The organism is Qipengyuania pacifica (genome assembly GCF_019857205.1).
Lineage (GTDB): Bacteria > Pseudomonadota > Alphaproteobacteria > Sphingomonadales > Sphingomonadaceae > Qipengyuania > Qipengyuania pacifica.
Map to the genome: position 1 here is coordinate 456,743 of NZ_JAHWXO010000001.1, position 20,300 is coordinate 477,042.

General features: G+C 63.4%; 18 protein-coding genes. 4 read left to right on the forward strand and 14 right to left on the reverse strand.

The features are described from left to right. Positions 1-37: 37 nt before the first annotated feature. Entirely contained in the window at positions 38-1,468 is a 1,431-nt protein-coding gene (locus tag KYK83_RS02355; RefSeq protein WP_222827045.1) for an alkaline phosphatase, read from the forward strand. Positions 1,469-1,705: 237 nt separating this feature from the next. Here the strand turns inward: KYK83_RS02355 and KYK83_RS02360 are convergent, their stop codons facing one another. The 5 genes from KYK83_RS02360 to pabB form a co-directional block, all read right to left on the reverse strand. Further along, positions 1,706-2,368, reverse strand: coding sequence for a LolA family protein (locus KYK83_RS02360; RefSeq protein WP_103023991.1), 663 nt, complete (start codon positions 2,366-2,368; stop codon positions 1,706-1,708). A 74-nt stretch (positions 2,369-2,442) separates the two neighbouring features. Continuing rightward, complete coding sequence (gene rpmG / locus KYK83_RS02365) at positions 2,443-2,610, reverse strand: 50S ribosomal protein L33 (protein WP_103023992.1); 168 nt, start codon at positions 2,608-2,610, stop codon at positions 2,443-2,445. A gap of 142 nt (positions 2,611-2,752) precedes the next feature. Further along, positions 2,753-3,157 carry an alternative ribosome rescue aminoacyl-tRNA hydrolase ArfB gene (gene arfB, locus KYK83_RS02370; RefSeq protein WP_222827046.1) on the reverse strand — a complete coding sequence of 135 codons (405 nt, stop codon included), beginning with the start codon at positions 3,155-3,157 and terminating at the stop codon, positions 2,753-2,755. After that, positions 3,158-3,820, reverse strand: coding sequence for an RluA family pseudouridine synthase (locus KYK83_RS02375; RefSeq protein ID WP_103023994.1), 663 nt, complete (start codon positions 3,818-3,820; stop codon positions 3,158-3,160). Then, positions 3,817-5,628, reverse strand: a complete 1,812-nt coding sequence (pabB, locus tag KYK83_RS02380) for an aminodeoxychorismate synthase component I (protein ID WP_222827047.1) — start codon at positions 5,626-5,628, stop codon at positions 3,817-3,819. The genes KYK83_RS02375 and pabB overlap by 4 nt, the downstream gene beginning before the upstream one ends. A gap of 109 nt (positions 5,629-5,737) precedes the next feature. Here pabB and KYK83_RS02385 point away from each other — a divergent pair, with 109 nt between their 5' ends. Further along, positions 5,738-7,264: a helicase HerA-like domain-containing protein gene (locus KYK83_RS02385; protein ID WP_222827049.1), complete on the forward strand. Its 1,527-nt coding sequence runs from the start codon at positions 5,738-5,740 to the stop codon at positions 7,262-7,264. Here KYK83_RS02385 and KYK83_RS02390 read toward each other — a convergent pair. The 6 genes from KYK83_RS02390 to KYK83_RS02415 all read right to left on the reverse strand — a co-directional run bounded on the left by KYK83_RS02390 (position 7,261) and on the right by KYK83_RS02415 (position 13,009). Continuing rightward, the gene (locus tag KYK83_RS02390) at positions 7,261-8,688 is read right to left on the reverse strand and encodes a sensor histidine kinase (RefSeq protein ID WP_222827050.1); all 1,428 of its coding nucleotides are present in this window, start codon (positions 8,686-8,688) and stop codon (positions 7,261-7,263) included. The two genes, KYK83_RS02385 and KYK83_RS02390, sit on opposite strands and share 4 nt — an antisense overlap. Continuing rightward, positions 8,688-9,428 carry a response regulator gene (locus KYK83_RS02395; RefSeq protein WP_222827051.1) on the reverse strand — a complete coding sequence of 247 codons (741 nt, stop codon included), beginning with the start codon at positions 9,426-9,428 and terminating at the stop codon, positions 8,688-8,690. The genes KYK83_RS02390 and KYK83_RS02395 overlap by 1 nt, the downstream gene beginning before the upstream one ends. Positions 9,429-9,479: 51 nt before the next feature. Continuing rightward, on the reverse strand, positions 9,480-10,151 hold the full coding sequence (locus KYK83_RS02400; RefSeq protein WP_222827052.1) for an EF-hand domain-containing protein: 672 nt from the start codon (positions 10,149-10,151) through the stop codon (positions 9,480-9,482). 200 nt (positions 10,152-10,351) lie between these two features. Beyond that, complete coding sequence (locus KYK83_RS02405; protein ID WP_222827053.1) at positions 10,352-10,750, reverse strand: cupin domain-containing protein; 399 nt, start codon at positions 10,748-10,750, stop codon at positions 10,352-10,354. 1 nt (position 10,751) lies between these two features. Next, positions 10,752-11,147 (reverse strand): VOC family protein, encoded by a 396-nt coding sequence (locus tag KYK83_RS02410; protein WP_222827054.1) that lies wholly within the window; start codon positions 11,145-11,147, stop codon positions 10,752-10,754. A 59-nt stretch (positions 11,148-11,206) separates the two neighbouring features. Beyond that, the gene (locus tag KYK83_RS02415; protein WP_222827055.1) at positions 11,207-13,009 is read right to left on the reverse strand and encodes an aminopeptidase P family protein; all 1,803 of its coding nucleotides are present in this window, start codon (positions 13,007-13,009) and stop codon (positions 11,207-11,209) included. 148 nt (positions 13,010-13,157) lie between these two features. Here KYK83_RS02415 and KYK83_RS02420 point away from each other — a divergent pair, with 148 nt between their 5' ends. Further along, the gene (locus tag KYK83_RS02420; protein ID WP_222827056.1) at positions 13,158-15,332 is read left to right on the forward strand and encodes a S9 family peptidase; all 2,175 of its coding nucleotides are present in this window, start codon (positions 13,158-13,160) and stop codon (positions 15,330-15,332) included. Between the two features lie 5 nt (positions 15,333-15,337). Continuing rightward, complete coding sequence (locus tag KYK83_RS02425) at positions 15,338-15,721, forward strand: acyl-CoA thioesterase (RefSeq protein WP_222827057.1); 384 nt, start codon at positions 15,338-15,340, stop codon at positions 15,719-15,721. Here the strand turns inward: KYK83_RS02425 and KYK83_RS02430 are convergent. The 3 genes from KYK83_RS02430 to KYK83_RS02440 all read right to left on the reverse strand — a co-directional run bounded on the left by KYK83_RS02430 (position 15,718) and on the right by KYK83_RS02440 (position 20,300). Next, complete coding sequence (locus KYK83_RS02430) at positions 15,718-17,451, reverse strand: sensor domain-containing diguanylate cyclase (protein ID WP_222827058.1); 1,734 nt, start codon at positions 17,449-17,451, stop codon at positions 15,718-15,720. The two genes, KYK83_RS02425 and KYK83_RS02430, sit on opposite strands and share 4 nt — an antisense overlap. A gap of 84 nt (positions 17,452-17,535) precedes the next feature. Next, positions 17,536-18,651 carry an alanine dehydrogenase gene (ald, locus tag KYK83_RS02435; RefSeq protein WP_103024006.1) on the reverse strand — a complete coding sequence of 372 codons (1,116 nt, stop codon included), beginning with the start codon at positions 18,649-18,651 and terminating at the stop codon, positions 17,536-17,538. 71 nt (positions 18,652-18,722) lie between these two features. Next, positions 18,723-20,300 carry a DUF389 domain-containing protein gene (locus tag KYK83_RS02440; RefSeq protein WP_222827059.1) on the reverse strand — a complete coding sequence of 526 codons (1,578 nt, stop codon included), beginning with the start codon at positions 20,298-20,300 and terminating at the stop codon, positions 18,723-18,725.

Genomic DNA, 20,300 nt, shown 5'->3' on the forward strand with positions numbered 1-20,300 from the left:
ATATACGACCTCACGAGTTTCATTCCGGAGATACTGCATGATGTTCCGTTCGTTCTGTCTGGCGACCTGCGCCGCCACGCTGGCCCTGGGTGGCTGCACCGCGACAGTCGCGCAGGATGCGCCGCAGGCCGCCGCCGCCCCAGTGGCGGCGAGCGAACAGCGGGCCAAAAACGTCATCCTGTTCATCGGCGACGGCATGGGGATTTCCACGGTTACCGCCGCGCGAATCTATGCCGGGCAGAAGCAGGGGCAGACGGGCGAGGAATATGTCCTGCCGTTCGAGAATTTCGATCATGTCGCGCTCGTAAAAACCTACAACAGCAATGCGCAGGTCCCCGACAGCGCCGGGACGGCCAGCGCCATGAACACGGGCGTGAAAACGAATATCGGCATGCTCGGCTTTGGCCCCGGGGCAACCCTTAGCGACTGCGCATCCGGCAAGGGGAACGAAGTGCCCCTGGTAAGCGAAGAGGCACGCGACAAAGGCAAGGCGCTCGGCATCGTCAGCACGGCCCGCATCACCCACGCCACCCCCGCAGCAGTCTATGCGCGCAGTGTCAGCCGGAACTGGGAGGGCGATTCGGAAATTCCCGAAGACCAGCGCGGCCTCGGCTGCATGGATATCGCCCGCCAACTCGTCGAGACGCCATTCGACGTCGCGCTCGGAGGCGGGAGCGCGGCCTTCTTCGGTGAAGGCAAGGGTGGCCGCAGGCTCGATGCAGGCGCAGATCTTCCCGGAGAGTGGACGGCGAAGACCGGCGGAACCTTCGTTACGAGCATGGACGAAATGACCGCCGCACCTGCAGGAAAGCCGCTGCTGGGTCTTTTCTCACCCAGCCACATGACGTTCACGGCGGACCGCACGCCCGAAAGCACAGAGCCCACATTGACCGACATGACGGCCACGGCCGTGGGCCGGCTGCGCGCCGATCCGCAAGGATATTACCTGATGGTCGAAAGCGAGCGGATCGACCATGGTCACCATGCGGGCCAGGCCGGTTATGCGCTGGAAGAGGCCGTGGAATTCGCCCGCGCCATCCAGTGGGCGATCGACAACACCGATCCCGAAGAAACGCTGATCCTGGTGACGGCGGATCACAGCCACGTGTTCACCATGGCGGGCTATCCCCGCCGGGGGAACGACATCCTCGGCCTGGTCGTGCCGCCCGCCGGTGGCGGGGAGGATGGCGATACGGGCGAAGGCCCCTCGCTCGCAGCGGATGGCAAGCCCTATACGACGCTGGGCTATGGCAACGGCCCCGGGGCGATAAAGCCCGGCGGTCGCGAAATGCCGGAAACCGGCGTCGCCGCGCATCAGCAGGCAGCCATTCCTACCGGTTCGGAAACCCATGGCGGCGAGGATGTGGCGCTCTATGCCAATGGCCCGGGGGCGCAGAACGTGCGCGGAGTGATGGAGCAGAACCTGATCTACGATGTGATTCGCAAGGCATTCGGCTGGGCCGACTGATCGACGAATCGTCTGCGGGGGACACAAAAAACCCCCGCGCCGGGGGCATTGGCACGGGGGTTTCCTGTGAGCGTTCGTCACGCTTGGAACAAGATGAACTAGATGGAAGGGGTCAACAGGGGGGAAACCCGCTTCGCGTCATCTCGTGATTTGAAATCTAGGCGCGCCCCGCTTGCTGTTCAATGAACGCATAGGGGCGGGATGTCGCATAGATGACACCTTTCGCCGCTGATCCGTTTAACCCGGGCGACGGGATGATTGGCGCGGGTCACGGAAGGTGAATGCGCTGTCGGCTACCGACACGCCGTAACGCTGGTTCGACAGCCTGACGGTCGTACGGTGATTCTGCGAATCGAGCGCGACCCAGTGGGTCAGTTTCAGCCCGCCGGGCGCAGACGCATCGCGGGAAAAGATCAGGGTGATCACGCCGTATTCGGGGCGATTGGTATCGCGCACTTCGACACTGACGACGTCGGGATGACTGGTAGGAACCAGCTTGCCGTATTTCTTCACGTCGCGACTCGGGTCGAGCAGCGCACCCAGGGGCGAATTGCTGACCGGCCAGCGCTGGACCTGATTGACCTCGTAATCGACCATGTACATCGACTTGCCGTTCGATACGACGAGCATGGGAACGCCCTTTTCGTATTCGAACCGGATCTTGCCGGGGCGCTTCAGCGTCATGACGCCGCGCACGGATTGGCCCGCACGGTCGGTCTGGACGAAATCGGCCTTCATGGTGGATATGCCGCGCAGGGCAGCGACCGCTTTGTCGAGGTCGCCTGCCGCGGCTTGTGCCGGGGCAGGGGCCAGGATGGCGGACGCGGGAAGCGCCGCAGCCAGCGATAAAGCCAGCGCGGCGCCGATCGATTTGTTCTTTTTAGAAGACAAGGTGCTCATGCTCCTGCGTTTAGATTTGGAGCATTGAACCATCACTGAACCCGGCTCGTTCCCGCGGTTCAGCTTGGCGCGCATTACTTGATCTTGGCTTCCTTGAACTCGACGTGCTTGCGCGCGACGGGATCGTACTTGCGGAAGGTGAACTTTTCCGTGTGGTTACGCGGGTTCTTCTTGGTCACGTAATAGAAGCCCGTGCCCTCGGTCGAGACGAGCTTGATCTTGACGGTTGCGGGCTTCGCCATGGCGTGTTCCTAAAGATCTTTCTGATGAGCCTGCCCAAAGCGGGCGAAAGGCCGAAATAATTATGGCGGCGCGTGCAGCACCGCCGTCCGGCGCGCCCATTGGGTGATTCACGGGTAAAAGTCAAGCGTCGTGGCTTGCTGGCTACCAGTCTACCTTGCCCCTGTTCGCCTTTACCGTCCCGCGAACCTTCTTCGCCTTCAGGCGCTTGACCTTGCCGACCCGGTTGACGCGGCTCTTGGCGCGTTTGCGCGGCGGGGTGAGCGCTTCTGACAGCAAACCGAGAAGCCGTTCGCGTGCCGCTTCGCGATTCTGGTCCTGCGTGCGGTATTCACTGGCGGTCAGGACGATTTCGCCGCCCTTTGTCATTTTGCTGCCCGCAATGTCCTTGAGCCGTTCGAACGCTTCGGGCGGCATGCCCAGCTGGAAAACGTCGACACGCAACTGGACCGCGGTGGCAACCTTGTTGACGTTCTGTCCGCCGGGACCGGAGGAGGCGATGAACTTCTCCTCCGCGATTTCGATAGCCTTGTCCGCTATGCGTCCCATTCAGTCCTGGCCATCGACGAAGCCGAGCGCGGTAAAGTCGCGCGGCAACGGAGCCGTCGCGGCGATCGGCGGCTTCCCATCGCGCGGCACGCCGATCGCTGCGGCGTGAAGCATGGTGCGCGGTGCGCCCTTGCCGTTACCGTATACCGGATCACCGAGCAGCGACATGCCGAGGCCAGCCTGGCAATGTACGCGAATCTGGTGCGTACGCCCCGTTTCGGGCCGGAATTCGAGCAGAGCGTGGCCATCTATTTCGGCGAGAACGCGCCAGTGGGTGATCGAGGGTTTGCCCTTTTTCGCCGCGATCATGCGCCAGCCTTTTTCGGCACTGCTGATCTTGGACAGGGACAGTTCGATCGTGCCTTCGCTGGTCGAGGGGACACCTGCCAGTACGCCGAGGTAACGCTTTTCGACGAGCCGATCCTCGAACGCCTTGGCAAATCGTTTCAGCGCCTTGGGATTGCGGGCCAGCAGCAGGCAGCCGCTGGTGTCCGTATCGATCCGGTGAACCGGCATGGGCGGGCGCTGAAAGCCGAGCTTGAGCTGTTCGAAATGGTCTTCAAGACTTGCCCCGCCACGACGCGGACGTTCGATGGGGAGGCCGGCGGGCTTGTCGATTACCAGCGCTTCGCCGTCTTCGAACAGGATCGGAATATTGGTCATGTCTTGAGTTTCGCGTCCATCATCAGGCGCAGCGCATTGCCTAGGAAGAAGCCGTTTTCCAAGTCTTCTATATGTAATTCGGCTTCGCGCGCCTTGCCTTCGTCCAGCAGGGTCTGCCGGAAAACGCCGGGTAGCAGGCCGAGATGGGCGGGCGGTGTCAGCAAGACCCCGTCTTCGCCGCGAACGAAAATGCTGGTGACGCAGCCTTCGGTAAGCAACCCGTCCTCGCGCACGAACAAAGCTTCCTGCACGCCGTGGGCGCGGGCTACGCGCTGCCCTTCCTCGTAAAAACCGCGGTCCGTGGTCTTGTGCCGCAGGCGCCAGTCGCCGGGATCGACCGGGAGGGGAAGGACGATCGCCTGTGCCGGTTCCGGCCAGGCTTCGGGAACGTCGTGCGCTTCCAGCGAAATCGCGCCCGATCGCGCCGCCAGCAGGCGGACCCTGCTGGGTTTATCGAGCACGAAGCAGAGTGCGTGCATCTGGTTGCGGGCTTCGTGGCGGTCGAAGGAAAATCCCAACTCTGCCGCGCTGGCCTTCATCCGCATGAGGTGCGCCTCGAGCAGGGGGATGCCCTTGTCCGGGGTAAAACGCATGGTTTCGACCAGGTCGAACTGTGCGGCGCGGTGTTCGGGCGAGGACGTGCGCGCGAAGGCACCCTTGAGCAAGGCCTCGCGCCATTCGGTGCGCGGTTCGCTGTCGGCAACGATCGCACCGCCCACGCCCAGCACGGCCTTGCCTCGGCCATTTTCGATCTCGGTCAGGCGCAGAGTGCGGATGGCCACATTGAACGCCGCATCGCCATCTGCGCCAATACGACCGATTGCGCCGCAATAGGGCCCGCGCGCATCGCGTTCGACCGCGTCGATCAATTCCATGGCGCGGATCTTGGGCGCCCCGGTGATCGAACCGCAGGGGAACAGGGCACGGACCAGATCGACGGCGCTCCGGCCTTCATCCAGGCGTGCGCGAATGACGCTGACCATCTGGTGGACGGTGGGGTAGGTCTCGATTGCAAAGGGTTCGTCCACATGCACGCTGCCCGCCCGGGCAACGCGGGACAGATCGTTGCGCATGAGGTCCACGATCATCAGGTTCTCGGCCCGGTCCTTGACCGACCCGGCCAGCTCGGCCGCCATCGCCGCGTCCGCTGCCGTATCGCCGCCGCGCGGGCGCGTGCCCTTCATCGGCTTGGCCTTCGCTTCGCGTCCCTTGAGCGAAATGAAAAGTTCGGGGCTCAGGCTCAGCAGCCAGTGCGACCCGTCGAAAATCACGCCGCCGTAGCCGGCCTGCGCTGCCGGGCGCAGCGCGGCGTAAAGGCCGACGGGATCGCCCGTGAAATTGCCGGCGAGCGGAAAGGTGAGGTTCGCCTGGTAGATATCGCCCGCCCGGATCGCTTCCTGCAGCGTGGCGAACGCCTTCTCGTAGCCGCCCGGTGAAAGCTGCGGATCGAGCGGCCCTACGCTGCCGGGACCCTGCGCATGGGCGGCCAGCCAATCGGGCAAGGCGGCGGCGGCAATGCGGGTAGGCGCGTCGAACAGGCCAAGCCAGACAAGCGGGCCGGCCGCCCCGCTGCGCGCATGGGCGAGCGGACGCAGCCTGTCTTCCAGCGCCAGCCCGGCCTCGTAGGCGATGAAACCGGCCAGCTCGCCGCCGGACTTGCGGGCTTGGTCTGCTGCGAAAAGGACGTCGGCAACCTGGTCGGGCCGATGGGCAACGAAGACCTGGCGCGGGTTTTCGAACAGCAAGGCATCTGCCGCACCGTGTTCGCGCGCATCGTCGAGCAGGACAAAGGGATGCCTCTCCGCCATCGGTGCCAGCCTTTACCCTATGCGCTGCGCCTGTCGAGGGATTGCTTGACCGCGCCCACAAGCCTTTGCCACATCACCCGGGACTAAACAGTGTCGGGAGTACGGGCGGGTGAGCGAGATTTTCATAGGTCTGGGGGCGAATGGGGAACGGCAGGTCCTGCGGCTGGACCAGGCCAATCGCCACGGCCTGATCGCGGGCGCCACCGGTACCGGCAAGACGGTAACCCTGCAGGGGCTCGCCGAAAGCTTCTCTGCCGCGGGCGTTCCGGTGTTCGTCGCCGATGTGAAGGGCGATCTTGCAGGCATATCGATGGCCGGATCGCCCCAGTTCAAGAATGCGGACAAGCTGGAAAGCCGGGCCAGGGAACTGGGCATGGAAGACTATGCCTATGCCGACAATGCCGCGGTGTTCTGGGATCTGTACGGCGAACAGGGGTTCCCCATCCGCACGACGATTTCGGAAATGGGGCCGTTGCTATTGTCCCGCCTGCTCGATCTGAACGATACGCAGGAAGGCGTTCTCAACATCATCTTCCGCTATGCCGACGACAACGGGCTGCTGCTGCTCGATCTGGGCGATCTGCAGGCGATGCTGGCCTATGCTTACGAGAACGCGAGCGAGCTTTCGGGCAGTTATGGCAATGTCACCCGGCCGAGCGTGGGCGCCATCCAGCGCCAGTTGCTGAGCTTCGAAAGCCAGGGCGCCGATCTGTTCTTCGGCGAGCCGGCCCTCGAGATCGACGATTTTCTCAAAGTCGACGATCGGGGCCGCGGCATGATCAATGTGCTGGCCGCGGACAAGCTGATGCGCGGGCCAAAGCTGTATGCGACCTTCCTGCTCTGGCTGCTGGCCGAACTGTTCGAAAGCCTGCCCGAAGTGGGCGATCCGGAAAAGCCCAGGCTGGTCTTCTTCTTCGACGAGGCCCATCTGCTGTTCGACGAGGCGCCCGAAGCGCTGGAAGACAAGGTCGAACAGGTCGTGCGCCTTATCCGGTCGAAAGGCGTGGGGGTCTATTTCGTCACCCAGAACCCGATCGACATTCCCGAAAAGATCGCCGGGCAGTTGGGCAACCGGGTCCAGCATGCCCTGCGCGCTTTCACTCCGCGCGACAAACGCGCGATCAGGGCGGCGGCAGAAACCTTCCGCATCAATCCCGACCTCGATGTGGAACAGGCGATAACGGAACTGAAAGTGGGCGAGGCGCTGGTGTCCACGCTGGATGAAGACGGTGCGCCCGGCGTGGTGCAGCGGACCCTGGTCAAGCCGCCCTATTCGCGGCTCGGTCCCGTGACGGAAAAAGAACGCAAGATCGTCAATTCGGTCAGCGATCTCGATGGGAAATATGACGACGCCGTCGATCGTGAAAGCGCGGAGGAAGTGCTCGCTGCGAAAGCTGCGGATGCGGCTGCCACGGCTGCGGAGGTGGAAGAGGCCGGCCGCAAGGAGGTGGGCAAGCGGAGCCGCAAATCGACCTCGCTCTGGGGCCGTGCGGGCAAGGCCGCTGCAACCGCTGTCGCCGGTTCTCTCAGCTCGATTGCCGTGGCGACGGTCCTTGGCAAGAAATCCAGTGCCGATCCGCTGCGCACCGGGGCCACCGCCTTCGTGCGCAACATCATCGGCGGATTGATGCGCTAGACAGGGATTCGAAACTCTGCGCGCAGGCCGCCTTCCGGCCGGTTCGCCAGCACCAGCGCGCCGCCGTGCTGTTCGGCCACGGCCCGCGCCAGCGTAAGACCCAGCCCCGCCCCGCCGGTCTCGCGATTGCGGCTGGCTTCGCCGCGGGTGAACGGTTCGAGCATGTCCTGAATGCGGTCGGCCGGAATACCCGGCCCGTCGTCATCGACGCGCAGGACGGCGTGGCCGTCTTCGCGCAGAATGGTGACGCCCGCCGTTCCTGCATAACGCAGCGCATTGGTGATCAGATTGCGCAGCCCGCGCTTCAGCCACGTCAGGTGCACCGGGGCGACCACGCGGCCTTCCGTATCCAGCGTCACCGGACGGCCCATGTCCTCGAATTCCTCCACCACCGATTCGGCCAGCGCGCCCAGTTCGGTTCTTTCCGGCTTCGCGCTGGTGCGTCCGATCCGGGCGAGCGAAAGGATCTCGTCGAGCGTGTTGGTGATATCCTCGATACTGTCCGCCATCTTCGCGCGAGCGGCTTCGTCATCGACGCTTTCGATGCGCACGCGCAGTGCCGCCAGCGGAGTCTTGAGATCGTGGCCGATGGCGCCGAGCATGACGTCCTTCTCGTCGAGCATCGAGCCGATCCGCGCCTGCATCGCATTATGCGCTTCGATCAGGCGGCGGATATCCTGCGGGCCCGATACGGCCAGCGGTTCCTCCGCCATCCCCGCGCCGCCGAACCTGCGCGTGCGCTCGGCCAGCGTGTCGAGCGGGCGGGTGATCCGCCGCAGGACGAAATAGAGCAGGCCTACGAGTACCAGAAACAGTATCACCGTCTGCATGGCGAGCGTGCGGACGATGGCGCGGTCGCGCTGGGGCAGCGGCAGGCGGGCCACCTGCCATGTGTCGCTCCCTGCCTGCCTCAGTCCCACGACGAGAAGGTCATGCGGTGTCGCCCCGGCTCTTGCCTTGAGCCTTGGGCGGCGTTCTGCGGCAGCGCGGACCAGTCCGTCATCCAGCAAAGGGCGCTCGAAGACGACGAGTTCTTCGACATCGACCCCTTGTGCGGCCAGAATATCCGCCAGTTCGGCTTCGCGCTCGGCTTGGCGCGCCTGACCGGGGACCAGCGGCGATTGGCCCGCCTCGCGGTACCGGATATTGCGCGGAAGCCGGATGCGGCGCTCTCCTTCGCCGGCCGGTGAAAGCGGGCGAGCCAGACGCCGCGGCCCCCGCCTCTCGCCGCGTTCGGACGGCGCGCGCTCGGCCCGGCGGGCCCCGGCGAGCAACTGGAAGGCCGCTGCGTTCATGATGGCGAGTTCGCGCCGTTCCGACGCGGCGCGATAGAGCATGACCGCCGAAATGCCCTGCGCGATCAGCAGCGCGGCCGCCATCGACAGCATCACCTGGCCGAGCAGGCTCTGCGTAAACCGGCGCATCAGCCCTCGTCCGCGCGGCTCAGGCGCGCAACATCGGTGGCAAAACGGTATCCGCCGCCCCTGACCGTCTGGATAAAGCGCGGGTCGCGGCTGTCGGCTTCGATTTTTCGCCTGAGCCGGCTGATCTGATTGTCGACCGCGCGGTCGAACAGATGCGCCTCGCGGCCCTGCACCATGTCGAGCAGCCGGTCGCGGTCGAGCACCTGCCGCGGATGGTCGCAAAAGGCGCGCAGCATGCGGAATTCGGCTGTGGAGAGCGGCACCAGCGCGCCGTCCGGATCGGTTAGCCGATGCTTGAGCGGATCGAGCTGCCAGCCTTCGAATTCATACAGGAGTTCGTCATCGGTCGCGGGCGCTGCGGGCCGCTCGGCACGGCGCATTACGGAACGGATCCGGGCGACGAGTTCGCGCGGCTCGAACGGCTTGGTCACATAATCGTCGGCGCCGATTTCCAGGCCGATGATCCGGTCCATCGCTTCACCCCTGGCGGTAAGTAGAATGGTCGGCAGGCGCCGGCTTTCGACCAGATGGCGGCATAGCGACAGCCCGTCCTCGCCCGGCATCATGATATCGAGCAGAACCAGATCGGGCGTCGCTTGCGCCAGCTTCGTGCGGGCCGCGGCGGCGCTTTCGGCCTCCTGCACCACAAACCCCTGGCGAGTGAGATACTCGGCCAGGGGCTCGCGCAGGGTCGGCTCGTCGTCGACCAGCAGAAGGGTGGTAGGCGCGGGTTCGGTCATGATCAGTCCTCGCCCGCGATTACCTGTGGTTTGGGCCTGCTAGCAAGCGGCTTACTGGTTCTGCCGTGCTTCGCGCTTGGCTTTCCATTCGGCGCGCATGGCATCACGGGCAGCCTTGCGTTCGTCCTGCGTGACCACACCGTCGCCATTGGCGTCCATCTTGGCAAAGCGTGCTTCGAGCGCTGCATCGAACTCGGCGCGTGTGATCGAACCGTCGCCATTGGTGTCGGCCATACGCATCATCATGCCGCCGCCGCGCATGCCGTGGCCACCGCGCATTCCGCGCTTGCCCTTGCCTGCACGTTCGCCGCGCGCTTCGCGCTTGGCGGCCATTTCCTCGGCGGATACGCCGCCCGAACCATCGGTATCGAGCTTGGCGAAGCGTTCCGCCATGCGGTCGCCGCGGCGTTCGCTGCGGGCTTCACGTCGCTGTTCGCGGCGCTGCTGGCGGGCTTCCTGTGCGGCCTGCATTTCGGCCTGCGAGATTTCGCCGTCGCCATTGGTGTCCATCTTGGCGAACATCTGCTGACGGCGCACTTCGCGGTCTTCGGCGTTGATGACGCCATCGCTATTGGCATCCATCCGGGCGAACATCTTGTCGCCGCGGGCCTTCATGTCGGCAAGGGTGAGATCGCCGCCGCGATCCTGCTGCTGGGCGATGGCGGCGGTGCCGGTCAGCGCCAGCGTGGCGGCCGAAAAGGCGAGAAAGGTCTTGCTGTTCATTTCATATCTCCAAAACTCTGGAGAGCTGCGGCGGACCTGGGACCGGAGGGGAGGGGGATGTCTGAAGCCCGCCGCAGCTCATGTGCCCTGTCTAGGCCTGCAATGTCGCAGGATTATGCCGGATCGGGGTCGAATTGTATCGGTTTGTCGCACGCGGACCGTGCCGTTCACCGCAGGGAAAGTCGGCGGGGCCGGAAAAGTCAGCGGGGGCGGTGCTGGGTGCCTTCGCCTGCCGTGATGAAGATGGCCGTCGCTTCCTGCGCAATATCGGCAATGTGCCATACGCCGGGCGGATTGATGGCATATTCGCCGGGGCGCAGCGTCACGCTTTCGCGCCTGCCGTCGGGAAATTCCTGCGTCAGTTCCATTTCCCCGGCGGTGCAGATCACCACTTCTTCGCCTGCCGGGTGCATTTCCCAGCCCGGCCAGTCTTCGGCGAAGGTATACTGGCTGACCAGCCGCCCTTCGCGCCCGTCCGCCCCGTGCCGTTCGCCATAGGCGCCGTACCATTCCATCCCGTCGAACGGCGGCTGGGGCACGGCGGTTGCGCCGAGCCCCAGATGGATGAAACGCTCGTCGAGACGGGGCGGCTGGGTCATGTCAGTTCACCTTGTCCATCAGGAAGGCATTCAGCTTGTTGCCGTCCGGATCGCGGAAATAGGCCGCGTAGAACACCATCCCGTTTTCATCGGGCTCGCCGCGCGGGCCGGGTTCGCCTTCGCTGCTGCCGCCATTGGCCAGCGCGATGTCGTACAGCCGCTTCACCTGATCGCGATCCCTGGCCTCGATCGCCACCATCGTCCCGTTGCCGACCGTCGCTTCCTTGCCGTCGAACGGCTTGGTCACGGCGATACCGGGCGCCCCTTCGGGTTTGCCCCAGGCGATGAAGGTCGCGAAGTCCATCATCCGCCCCACCCCCATTTCGGCGGCGAGGGGATCGTAGAACCCGGCTGCGCGCTCGAGGTCGTTGGTCCCGAGAGTGACGTATCCGATCATGACAATGCTCCTTGAAAACGACTCGCGACCAAGAGAACATTATGTGAACATTTCCTACATCACAAGGGGGCGCATTCCGCTTCCAGCCATTCGAGATCCGCGCCATCCAGTTGCGGCGCCACGATGTCGCGAACCTTGGCGTGATAGTCGTTCCACCAGCCGATTTCGGCGGGCGAAAGCAGGTCCTTGTCCACCAGCCTGCGGTCGAGCGGGACGAAGGTCAGCGTCTCGAAGCCGAGATAGTCGCCTTCGCTCTCAATCCCTGCCGGCACGACGAGAACCAGATTCTCGATCCGGATGCCGTAGGCCCCGGCCTTGTAATAGCCGGGCTCGTTCGAAAGGATCATGCCTTCGCGCAGTTCGGTTTCCGTGCCGGGGAATGCGCCGCCGGGCTTGGAGATACGCTGCGGGCCTTCATGGACCGAAAGGTAGCTGCCCACGCCGTGGCCGGTGCCGTGGCCGTAATCGACCCCGCCGTTCCACAGATGCATCCGCGCCAGCGCGTCGAGCGCACCGCCGCTCGTGCGGTCGGGGAATTTCTGCATGTCGAGCTGGATGTGGCCCTTCAGCACGCGCGTGTTGCGCTCGACCATTTCGGCACTCGGCTCGCCCGGGCCGACCCACACGGTACGGGTGATGTCGGTGGTTCCGTCCAGATACTGGCCGCCCGAATCGACCAGATAGATCGACGATGGCGGGATCGGGATATTGCTGTCTTCGTCGACCTTGTAGTGCGGCAGGGCAGCATGCGGCCCCGCCGCGCTGATGGTGTCGAAGCTGGCATCCTTCAACACGCCGCCGGCCTCGCGGAATTCGCGCAGCTTGGCGGCGGCGGTCAGTTCGTCCACCCTGCCCTTGGGCGCTTCGATCGAAATCCAGCGCAGGAACCGCGAAACGGCCGCGCCGTCGCGCGCCTGGGCATCGCGGTGGCCCTGCTGTTCCGCAGGGTTCTTGATCGCCTTGGGCAGCACGGTCGGATCGGCATCGCGCACGACCTTCGCGCCGCCCGCCGTCAGAGCGTGGAATATGCCCGCCACCGCATGGTTGGGATCCACCGCGACGGTCTTGCCCCTGAGCGCCTCGAGAGCGGGCTGGAATTCGTCGCGATTGCGCACGGTCACGGCGTTGCCCAGATGCTTGGTCAGTTCGGGCGTGACCTTGTCGGGCGCGATGAACAGTTCCGCCGTGCCGTCTGCATGGGCCAGCACATAGGACAGCGAAACCGGCGTATTGTCGACGTCGGCGCCGCGCATGTTGAGCAGCCAGGCTACCGAATCCAGCGCACTGATGACGGTAGCATCATAGCCTTCGTTCTTCAGCCAGTCGGCGATTTCGGCGCGTTTGTCGGCGCTCGACCGGCCGGCATGCTCGTCGGCATGCGGCACGGCTGCCGCAAGCGACGCTTCGGGACGGTCGTCCCAGATCGCATCGATCGGATTGCCGTCGACCGGCACCAGTTCGATGCCCTTCTTGGCGAACAGCTTTTCCGCGTCTTCGGCCCAGCCGATGCCGTGCAGCCAGGCATCGTAACCGATCTTTGCGCCTTGCGGGGCATGGGCGGCAATCCATTTGGCGGGCGATGTTGCGGGCACATCCTCGTAATCGTAAAGCTTGCCGTCCACCTGCTCGCGCACCTGCACGGTGTAGCGGCCATCGGTGAACATGGCCGCCGCGTCTTTCAGCACTGCGGCACTGCCCGCGCTGCCGCCGAAGCCGGTCAGCCATTTCAGGCGCTGTGCGTAAGAGCCGACATATTCGCTCATATGTTCATCGGAAATCGGGATCACGAAGCCATCCAGACCGCGGCGGCCCAGTTCCTTGCGTAATCCATCGAGGCGAGCTTCGTATGTCTGCATCAGCATGAGGCGAAAAATATCCTTTCATCGGGGCCGGTGGCGCGCTGGCCGACTCGGCGCTTGCGGCCAGACGGGCAGCCGCATAATCACCCTGCCATCATAGTCATCCGCGGCGCGCCTTTCCACCTTTGCGCCGCGCAAGGGGGGACAGGTCATGGCTTTCAAGCGATACACCGCATGCCTATCTGCCGCGACGCTGGCACTCGCCGCGCCGCTTTATGCGCAAAACACCGAAGGAACACACGTGACACAGCCGACTTCCCCGCCCACAGCCGAGAAGCGCGATCACAGCTATTCGCATCACGGGATCACCATCGCCGATCCCTATTACTGGCTCAAGGACCAGTCCTATCCGACCGTGGACGACACGGACATTCTCGATCACCTCAAGGCGGAAAACGCCTGGTTCGAAGCGCGGATGAAACCGCAGCAGGCGCTGGTCGACGAATTGTTCGAAGAAATGAAGGGCCGGATCAAGGAAGACGATTCCACCGTGCCGCAGAAGGATGGCGACTGGCTCTACTGGTCCGAATTCGAAGAAGGCGCGGAATACCGCAAATATTATCGCAAACCTGTCGCGGGCGGCGATGCTCAGCTGATTCTCGATGAAAACGCGCTGGCCGATGGTCATGAATATTTCCGGCTGGGTGCCTTCTCCGTGTCCAAGAACGGGCGCTATCTCGCCTATTCGGCCGATACCAATGGCTCGGAACGCTTCACCGCGCGGATCAAGGATCTCCAGACCGGCGAATTGCTGCCCGACGAAATTCCCGGCACGCTCTCGGGCCTCGTCTGGGTGAAGGGCGATACCGCCCTCGTCTACGGCCTCGCCGACGACAACTGGCGGGTTCACGATGCCACCCTGCACGTACTCGGCACACCGGTGAGCGACGATGTGGAACTCTACCGCGAAACCGCGGACGAAGGGTTCCGGGTCGGCACCGGTCTCTCCGCTCAGGAAGACTGGCTGGTCATCGCCACGGGCGACAACGAGACGAGCGAAGTGCGCCTCGTGCCTGCCGACGATCCCACGGCCGAACCGATCCTCGTCAAGGCACGGCAGAAGGGCGTCGAATATGATGTCGACGTGCGCGACGGGACACTGTGGGTCCACACGAATGACGATCACGTCAATTTCAGGCTGGCTACCGCCACGCTGGATGCGCCGGGCGAATGGACCACGCTGATCCCCGGATCGGATGAATTCTACCTCACCGATTTCGATCTGTTCAAGAATTTCTACGTCACCGAAGGGCGGTTGCGCGGGCTCGATCAGATCCAGCTGCGCGACTATGCCGATCCGAATCTGGTCAAGCCGATCGCCTTCACCGAAGCGAGCTTCGATGCGGGCCTCAGCAACAATCCCGAATACGATCAGAACACGCTGCGCCTTGCCTATGAAAGCATGGTCACGCCCGATTCCGTGTTCGATTACCACGTCGACAGCGGCGAGCTGGAACTGCTCAAGCAGCAGGAAATCCCCAGCGGATACGATGTCGATCTCTACACGACAGAGCGCGTGGAAATCCCCGCGCGTGACGGCACGATGGTCCCGGTCAGCATCGTGATGCGCAAGGACCGCCCGAAGACCGGCCCGCTGCATCTCTATGCTTATGGCGCCTACGGCTATGCCGTGCCGCCCGGCTTTTCGACCACGCGCCTCAGCCTGATCGATCGCGGCTATGCCTATGCCATCGCGCATATCCGCGGGGGCGATGATCTGGGCCGCAAATGGTATCTGCAGGGCAAGCTCAACGAACGGACCAATACCTTCAACGACTTCGTCGATGTGGCGAAAGGGCTGGTGGACAAGGGCTATACCGAAAAGGGCAAGATCAGCATTTCCGGCGGTTCGGCCGGCGGCGAACTGATGGGCGCGGTGGTCAATACCGATCCCGATCTGTGGGGCGCCGTGGTGGCGCATGTTCCCTTTGTCGATGTGCTCAACACCATGCTGGATAAGGATCTGCCGCTGACGCCGGGCGAATGGCCCGAATGGGGCAATCCGATCCTGTCCAAGCAGGCCTTCGCCTATATCCTCAGCTACTCGCCTTACGATCAGGTCGTGGCGCAGGACTATCCGCCCATGCTGGTGACCGCCGGTCTCAACGACCCGCGCGTGACCTATTGGGAACCTGCGAAATGGGTGGCCAAGCTGCGCGAGGTCAAGACCGACGATAACGAACTGCTGCTCAAGACCAATATGGGCGCGGGCCATGGCGGCAAGTCGGGCCGGTTCGAATCCATTCGCGAGGCGGCCGAAGAGGTGGCCTTCATACTGTGGCAGCAGGGCAGCGCGGACCGTTCGGCTGCCGAACAGGCCAAATAATACGTATGATCCGCACCTTTTCTGCAGCACCGGAGCACATCGACGAACTCGGTCACGTCAACAATGCCGTCTGGGTGCAGTGGATCCAGGACATCGCCACCGCCCATTGGGATGCGGTTGCACGCCCGGAAGATCGCGCCGCTTTCTTCTGGGTCGTGACCCGCCATGAAATCGATTACCGTGGAAATATCGATGCGGGTCAGAGCGTTACGTGTGAAACCTGGATCGAAGGCCCCGCCCGCGGCGCCACTTCGCTGCGTCGCGTCGATTTTCGCAATGCCGCCGGAAAGGTCATCGTCAGCGCGGCCACCACCTGGGCCATGCTCGACCGCAAGACCAATCGCCTGGTCCGGGTCCGGCCCGAAGTGCTCGCCCCCTTCACGACCTAAGCCACGGCGCTCGCCGGCCCGTCCGCCTGCGGCACGAACCATTCCAGTGCATCGCGCCCCGTGCGGTTGCGGCCGGCACATTTGGCATCGTACAGCAGCTGGTCGGCTCTGGTGTAAAGGCTCCAGAAGTCGAGATCCGGGTCGTCGGCCACGGCCGTGAAATCGAGCAGACCCATGCTTGCCGTGATCGGCCGGTCCAGCCCGTCCATTGTCGCCAGCGTACGCGCCGTGATGGCTCGCCTGCGTGCCTCGGCCCGCTCCGCCGCGTCCTTGCCCCGCAGCATCAGAAGGAATTCCTCACCGCCGATGCGGAAGGCGATCAGATCCTTGTCGTCGCTCGCCCGCAGCGCCGCAGCCACGCACACCAGCACGCTATCCCCATACGGATGCCCGAATATGTCGTTGATGGGTTTGAAGTGGTCGATGTCGATGACGGCAATCGTGTGAAAGCCAGCCGCAACGAGCGATTCAAAGCGCGTGTCGAGCGAACGCCGGTTTCGCAGCCCGGTCAGCTCATCCTGTTCACTCAGCTTCTCGAGCGAGCGAGCCTCGTCTCGCGCCTGGTCACGCTCATGCTTGATCGAAATGAAGCGGTCGGCCACGCCAAGCGCAGTGGCGACGACTTCGAACAACAGGGCGAAATTCTGTGGCCAGGTTTCGTCAAATGTCCCGATCTGCGGCAGCAGCGTGACCGAGGCGAACTGGATGACGACTATCGCACTGAACGGCGCAAAACCGAGAATGAGATAGGACGCCATACGGCTTCCGCTTTCCCTGGCGCGCCAGAGGACGGCAAAATAAGTAGCTAGTATCGCGAGATAGGCGCCAAAATAGAAATGATCGATCCACGCGCCGAACCACTCGGGATAAAATGTAGTCGTCAGCCCGCTTGCAAGCGCAAGGGATGCAAGGGAGAGCAGAATCGCACGGGCCCGCCGGGAAACGAAGTCGGTCTCGATAAAATTGCTCGCAAAGAGCAAGGTAGCAGCGACCATTACGTCGAGACTGAGATAGGTGATGTCGAGTTCGCTGGCGAAGTCGATTGCAGTCACCAAGGGAATGAGGCCCGAAACCGCGGCCGTCTGCACAGCGGCCATGGCACAGAAGAGTGCATGCCACAGCGGAAACGGTTCGCGCAGCGCCCGGAAATAGCCGAAGTCGAATACGATCGGGGCCAATAGCAAACCGCAAATCAGGGCGGCCAGCAAATGTGCGAGGCCGGCAACCGGAGGGACCGACGGTTCGGCAAGCAGATCCGCTTCGGCCAGTGCTTCCGGCCACTGGCTGCCGTCCAAGGTGAATATCACCGCGATGGGCTGACCGTCGAATTCAGGCAGATCGATCATCGAGCGCAGGCTGGAAGCCCCAAGCCAGGTATCGCCGAAACCGTAAGTACGACTGCGGCTGTCGCCATTCTCGTCGATCAGCGTGGCGGTAAGCTCCTCAAACTCGTGTCGATCGAATTCGGCATGGCGTATCGTCGCAGGATCGGCGGCACGGCCGCGTAGATCGATACGGATGAGTTGCCGCGCAGCGTCCCAATCGCTGATCGACCCATCGCAGGTCCACGCATCTGCGCGCTGCGCCACATCGTTCAGCCGAAGGGTGTCGTCGCCGGAAATCCAGCAGATGGATTGCTGCGCGAAACCCGGGGTTGCCACGGCGGAAGCAGGCACAGCGAACTGGCCCGCAAAGATTGCGAGCAGAACCAGCCGCACGAAAAGCAGCACATCAAATGATGAAGCCCGTCCCACGCGCCCGCGGTAGGGCGAAGGGTTTAAAGGACGATTAAGGAATTAGCCGCGAAACGCGTCTTAACGAAGCAGGTCCGCCACCGGTCGATAATCATAGCCGAGTTCGCTTGCGACGGCCTCGTACGTGACTTCGCCCTTGTGGACGTTGAGACCTTCGGCAAGATGCGGGTCGGCGGCGAGCGCGTCTTTCCACCCCATCCGGGCGATGCGTAGCGCATGCGGCAGGGTGACGTTGTTCAGCGCATAGGTGCTGGTGCGGGCAACGGCCCCGGGCATATTGGCGACGCAATAATGGACCACGTCGTCCACCACATATGTCGGATCGGCATGAGTGGTCGCACGGCTGGTTTCGAAACAGCCCCCCTGGTCGATCGCGACATCGACCAGCACGGCGCCTTTCTGCATGTCTTTCAGCGTTTCGCGCGTAACCAGCTTGGGTGCTGCCGCACCGGGAATGAGGACTGCCCCGATCACGAGATCGGCAGTGGTGACCGCGTCATAGAGGTTCGCCGCGTTGGAAAAACGCGTGCTGGCGCGCGCTTCGAAATGGGTGCCCACCTTTTCCAGAACTTCGGGATCGCGGTCGAGAATGGTGACATCAGCACCGAGGCCCACTGCCATTTGCGCTGCATTGAAGCCAACCACGCCGCCACCGATGACCACGACCTTGCCAGGCATGACGCCAGGTACGCCGCCGAGCAGCACACCGCGACCGCCATGAGCCTTTTCGAGTGCAGTTGCACCGGCCTGCACGCTCATGCGGCCTGCCACCTGGCTCATTGGCTTGAGGAGAGGCAACTGGCCGCGCGGGCCGGTGACCGTTTCATAGGCAATGGCAGTGACGCCGCTATCCAGCAGATCCTTCGTCTGATCCGGGTCGGGTGCCAGATGGAGGTAAGTATAGAGGATCTGTCCTTCGCGCAGCTTCTTGCGCTCGACCGCCTGCGGTTCCTTGACCTTCACCACCATTTCGCACTCAGCGAAAATAGGATCGGGGCCGTCGACGATCTTCGCGCCCGCCGCCACATATTGCTCGTCGGTTGCGTCTATGCCGCAGCCGGCCTCGGTTTCGATCCACACCTCGTGACCCTGCATGACGAGCTCTTTCACGCTCTCCGGCGTCAGGCCGACGCGATATTCGTGGTTCTTGATTTCCTTGGGGCTGCCGATGAGCATTGGGGGGAACTCCTTATCTGCGGCAGCCCGTTACAACTGCAACCATGTGGGGGCAAGCCCGAGAGCCGATCTCAGGATGCAGGCGCCGTGGACCAAACAGCCGTCACGGAGTTTCCTTCTCCCGAAACCTGCGTGTCGAAATAACGCGCGGAATCGCCAAGTGCCTGGGTGACAGCCGTCAGAGCGTTTTGGCTACCGGTCAGGGCTATGCGAACGCCCGTGCGCCGGGCCGCCCATCCGAGCAACGCTACGCGTCCGGCATTGGTCGTATCGAGTCCGTCTTCGCCAACATTAACGGTGGGTAGCGGCACCAGTGGGGGACGAAGTTCGACCGTCCAGCCCGGCGTAGTCTGTTCGAGCCGTCGTTCAAGTTCGCGATATCCCGACAGGTCGAGCCCTTCGAGCGGCTGAGCAATTGCCTGTGCGCGTTGGTTCTCGCGGTCCAGCAATACGTCCTTGCGCTCGACCCCGGCAATCAGGGCGAGGCTTTGGGCCAGTACGGCAATCTGTCTTTCGCTCGCTTCAGCCGCTTCGCGCGCTCTTGCCTGGGCAAGGGCTGCCTGTTCGGCTGCGCCCGGGTCGGTGCCGACCTGGAACTGGTCGATATTCACCACGACGGAACGGCCAAGACGTTCTTCCAGTCGCTTGGCCACTTCCGTATCTGCGTTGGAATTGAAGTCCGGGGTAAAGACGCTGGCCGACACGGTCAAAGGTTCGGAATCCCAGTTCACGATCGGCTGTTCGACTCTTGCCCTGTCGGTAAAGGCAGATGCGACCTCCTGATTGACGATGCGCTGGCCGTTGGCCTCCCACGCGATGGTTCGCAGGGAGAAAGCGAGAGGGATCGCCAGCACTACGAAGACCATTGCAATCCCGAGCGACTGGAGACGGGACTGGCGATGGCTCAGATCGGACTGGAAGCCGTAGAGCCGAGCCATGACGGCGGCGGTCAGTCCGATGGTCACAAGGTTGGTTACGAACAGGCCCAGCGCGCCTGCAAATACGGGCCAGTTGAAGGTTGCCAGACCGAAGCCCACCACTGCGATCGGCGGCATAAGGGCCGTAGCAATGGCGACCCCGACGATCGTGCCTTCGCGCCCGCGGATCACCGCATAGGAACCTGCAAGGGCGGAAAATAACGCAACCAGCAGGTCGAACAGGTTTGGCCTGGTGCGGGCCGCGATTTCTTCCGTCACCGTTTGCAACGGTGAGAGAAACACGATTACCGCGCAGAACAGGATGGCAAACAGGGATCCTGCAATCAGGGCCTTACCGCAGCGGCGCAACCAGTCCGCATCGCCGGTTGCAAGGGAAAACCCCGTCCCGATAATCGGGCTCATCAAGGGCGACAGGAGCATGGCCCCGATGACGACTGCCGGCGAAGAAAGCAGGAGGCCGAGGATCGCGATACCCGCGCTCATCGCGATCATGAAGATATAGCGGCTGGTCAGGAGCGATTCGCCCCGCACCCTTTCGATCGTCGCGACATGATCCAGGTCGGCGATAACCCCTTCATTCCACCACAGGCGCATTTCCGCGATGGCGCGCAGAATGGTAAGACGACTGATCGGCCGTCGCTTGGCATAGTCTGGACCCGGCTTTTCGTCGTCGGACCAGTCGTCGGCGGGGTTTTCTTTCGTAGGTGCCAT

What these genes read in the sequence shown, in the direction of transcription:
- KYK83_RS02355 (WP_222827045.1), top strand. Translation starts at nt 38, where the DNA reads ATGATGTTCCGTTCGTTCTGTCTGGCGACCTGCGCCGCCACGCTGGCC.
- KYK83_RS02360 (WP_103023991.1), bottom strand. Translation starts at nt 2,368, where the DNA reads ATGAGCACCTTGTCTTCTAAAAAGAACAAATCGATCGGCGCCGCGCTG.
- rpmG (WP_103023992.1), bottom strand. Translation starts at nt 2,610, where the DNA reads ATGGCGAAGCCCGCAACCGTCAAGATCAAGCTCGTCTCGACCGAGGGC.
- arfB (WP_222827046.1), bottom strand. Translation starts at nt 3,157, where the DNA reads ATGGGACGCATAGCGGACAAGGCTATCGAAATCGCGGAGGAGAAGTTC.
- KYK83_RS02375 (WP_103023994.1), bottom strand. Translation starts at nt 3,820, where the DNA reads ATGACCAATATTCCGATCCTGTTCGAAGACGGCGAAGCGCTGGTAATC.
- pabB (WP_222827047.1), bottom strand. Translation starts at nt 5,628, where the DNA reads ATGGCGGAGAGGCATCCCTTTGTCCTGCTCGACGATGCGCGCGAACAC.
- KYK83_RS02390 (WP_222827050.1), bottom strand. Translation starts at nt 8,688, where the DNA reads ATGCGCCGGTTTACGCAGAGCCTGCTCGGCCAGGTGATGCTGTCGATG.
- KYK83_RS02395 (WP_222827051.1), bottom strand. Translation starts at nt 9,428, where the DNA reads ATGACCGAACCCGCGCCTACCACCCTTCTGCTGGTCGACGACGAGCCG.
- KYK83_RS02400 (WP_222827052.1), bottom strand. Translation starts at nt 10,151, where the DNA reads ATGAACAGCAAGACCTTTCTCGCCTTTTCGGCCGCCACGCTGGCGCTG.
- KYK83_RS02405 (WP_222827053.1), bottom strand. Translation starts at nt 10,750, where the DNA reads ATGACCCAGCCGCCCCGTCTCGACGAGCGTTTCATCCATCTGGGGCTC.
- KYK83_RS02410 (WP_222827054.1), bottom strand. Translation starts at nt 11,147, where the DNA reads ATGATCGGATACGTCACTCTCGGGACCAACGACCTCGAGCGCGCAGCC.
- KYK83_RS02415 (WP_222827055.1), bottom strand. Translation starts at nt 13,009, where the DNA reads ATGCTGATGCAGACATACGAAGCTCGCCTCGATGGATTACGCAAGGAA.
- KYK83_RS02420 (WP_222827056.1), top strand. Translation starts at nt 13,158, where the DNA reads ATGGCTTTCAAGCGATACACCGCATGCCTATCTGCCGCGACGCTGGCA.
- KYK83_RS02425 (WP_222827057.1), top strand. Translation starts at nt 15,338, where the DNA reads ATGATCCGCACCTTTTCTGCAGCACCGGAGCACATCGACGAACTCGGT.
- ald (WP_103024006.1), bottom strand. Translation starts at nt 18,651, where the DNA reads ATGCTCATCGGCAGCCCCAAGGAAATCAAGAACCACGAATATCGCGTC.
- KYK83_RS02440 (WP_222827059.1), bottom strand. Translation starts at nt 20,300, where the DNA reads ATGGCACCTACGAAAGAAAACCCCGCCGACGACTGGTCCGACGACGAA.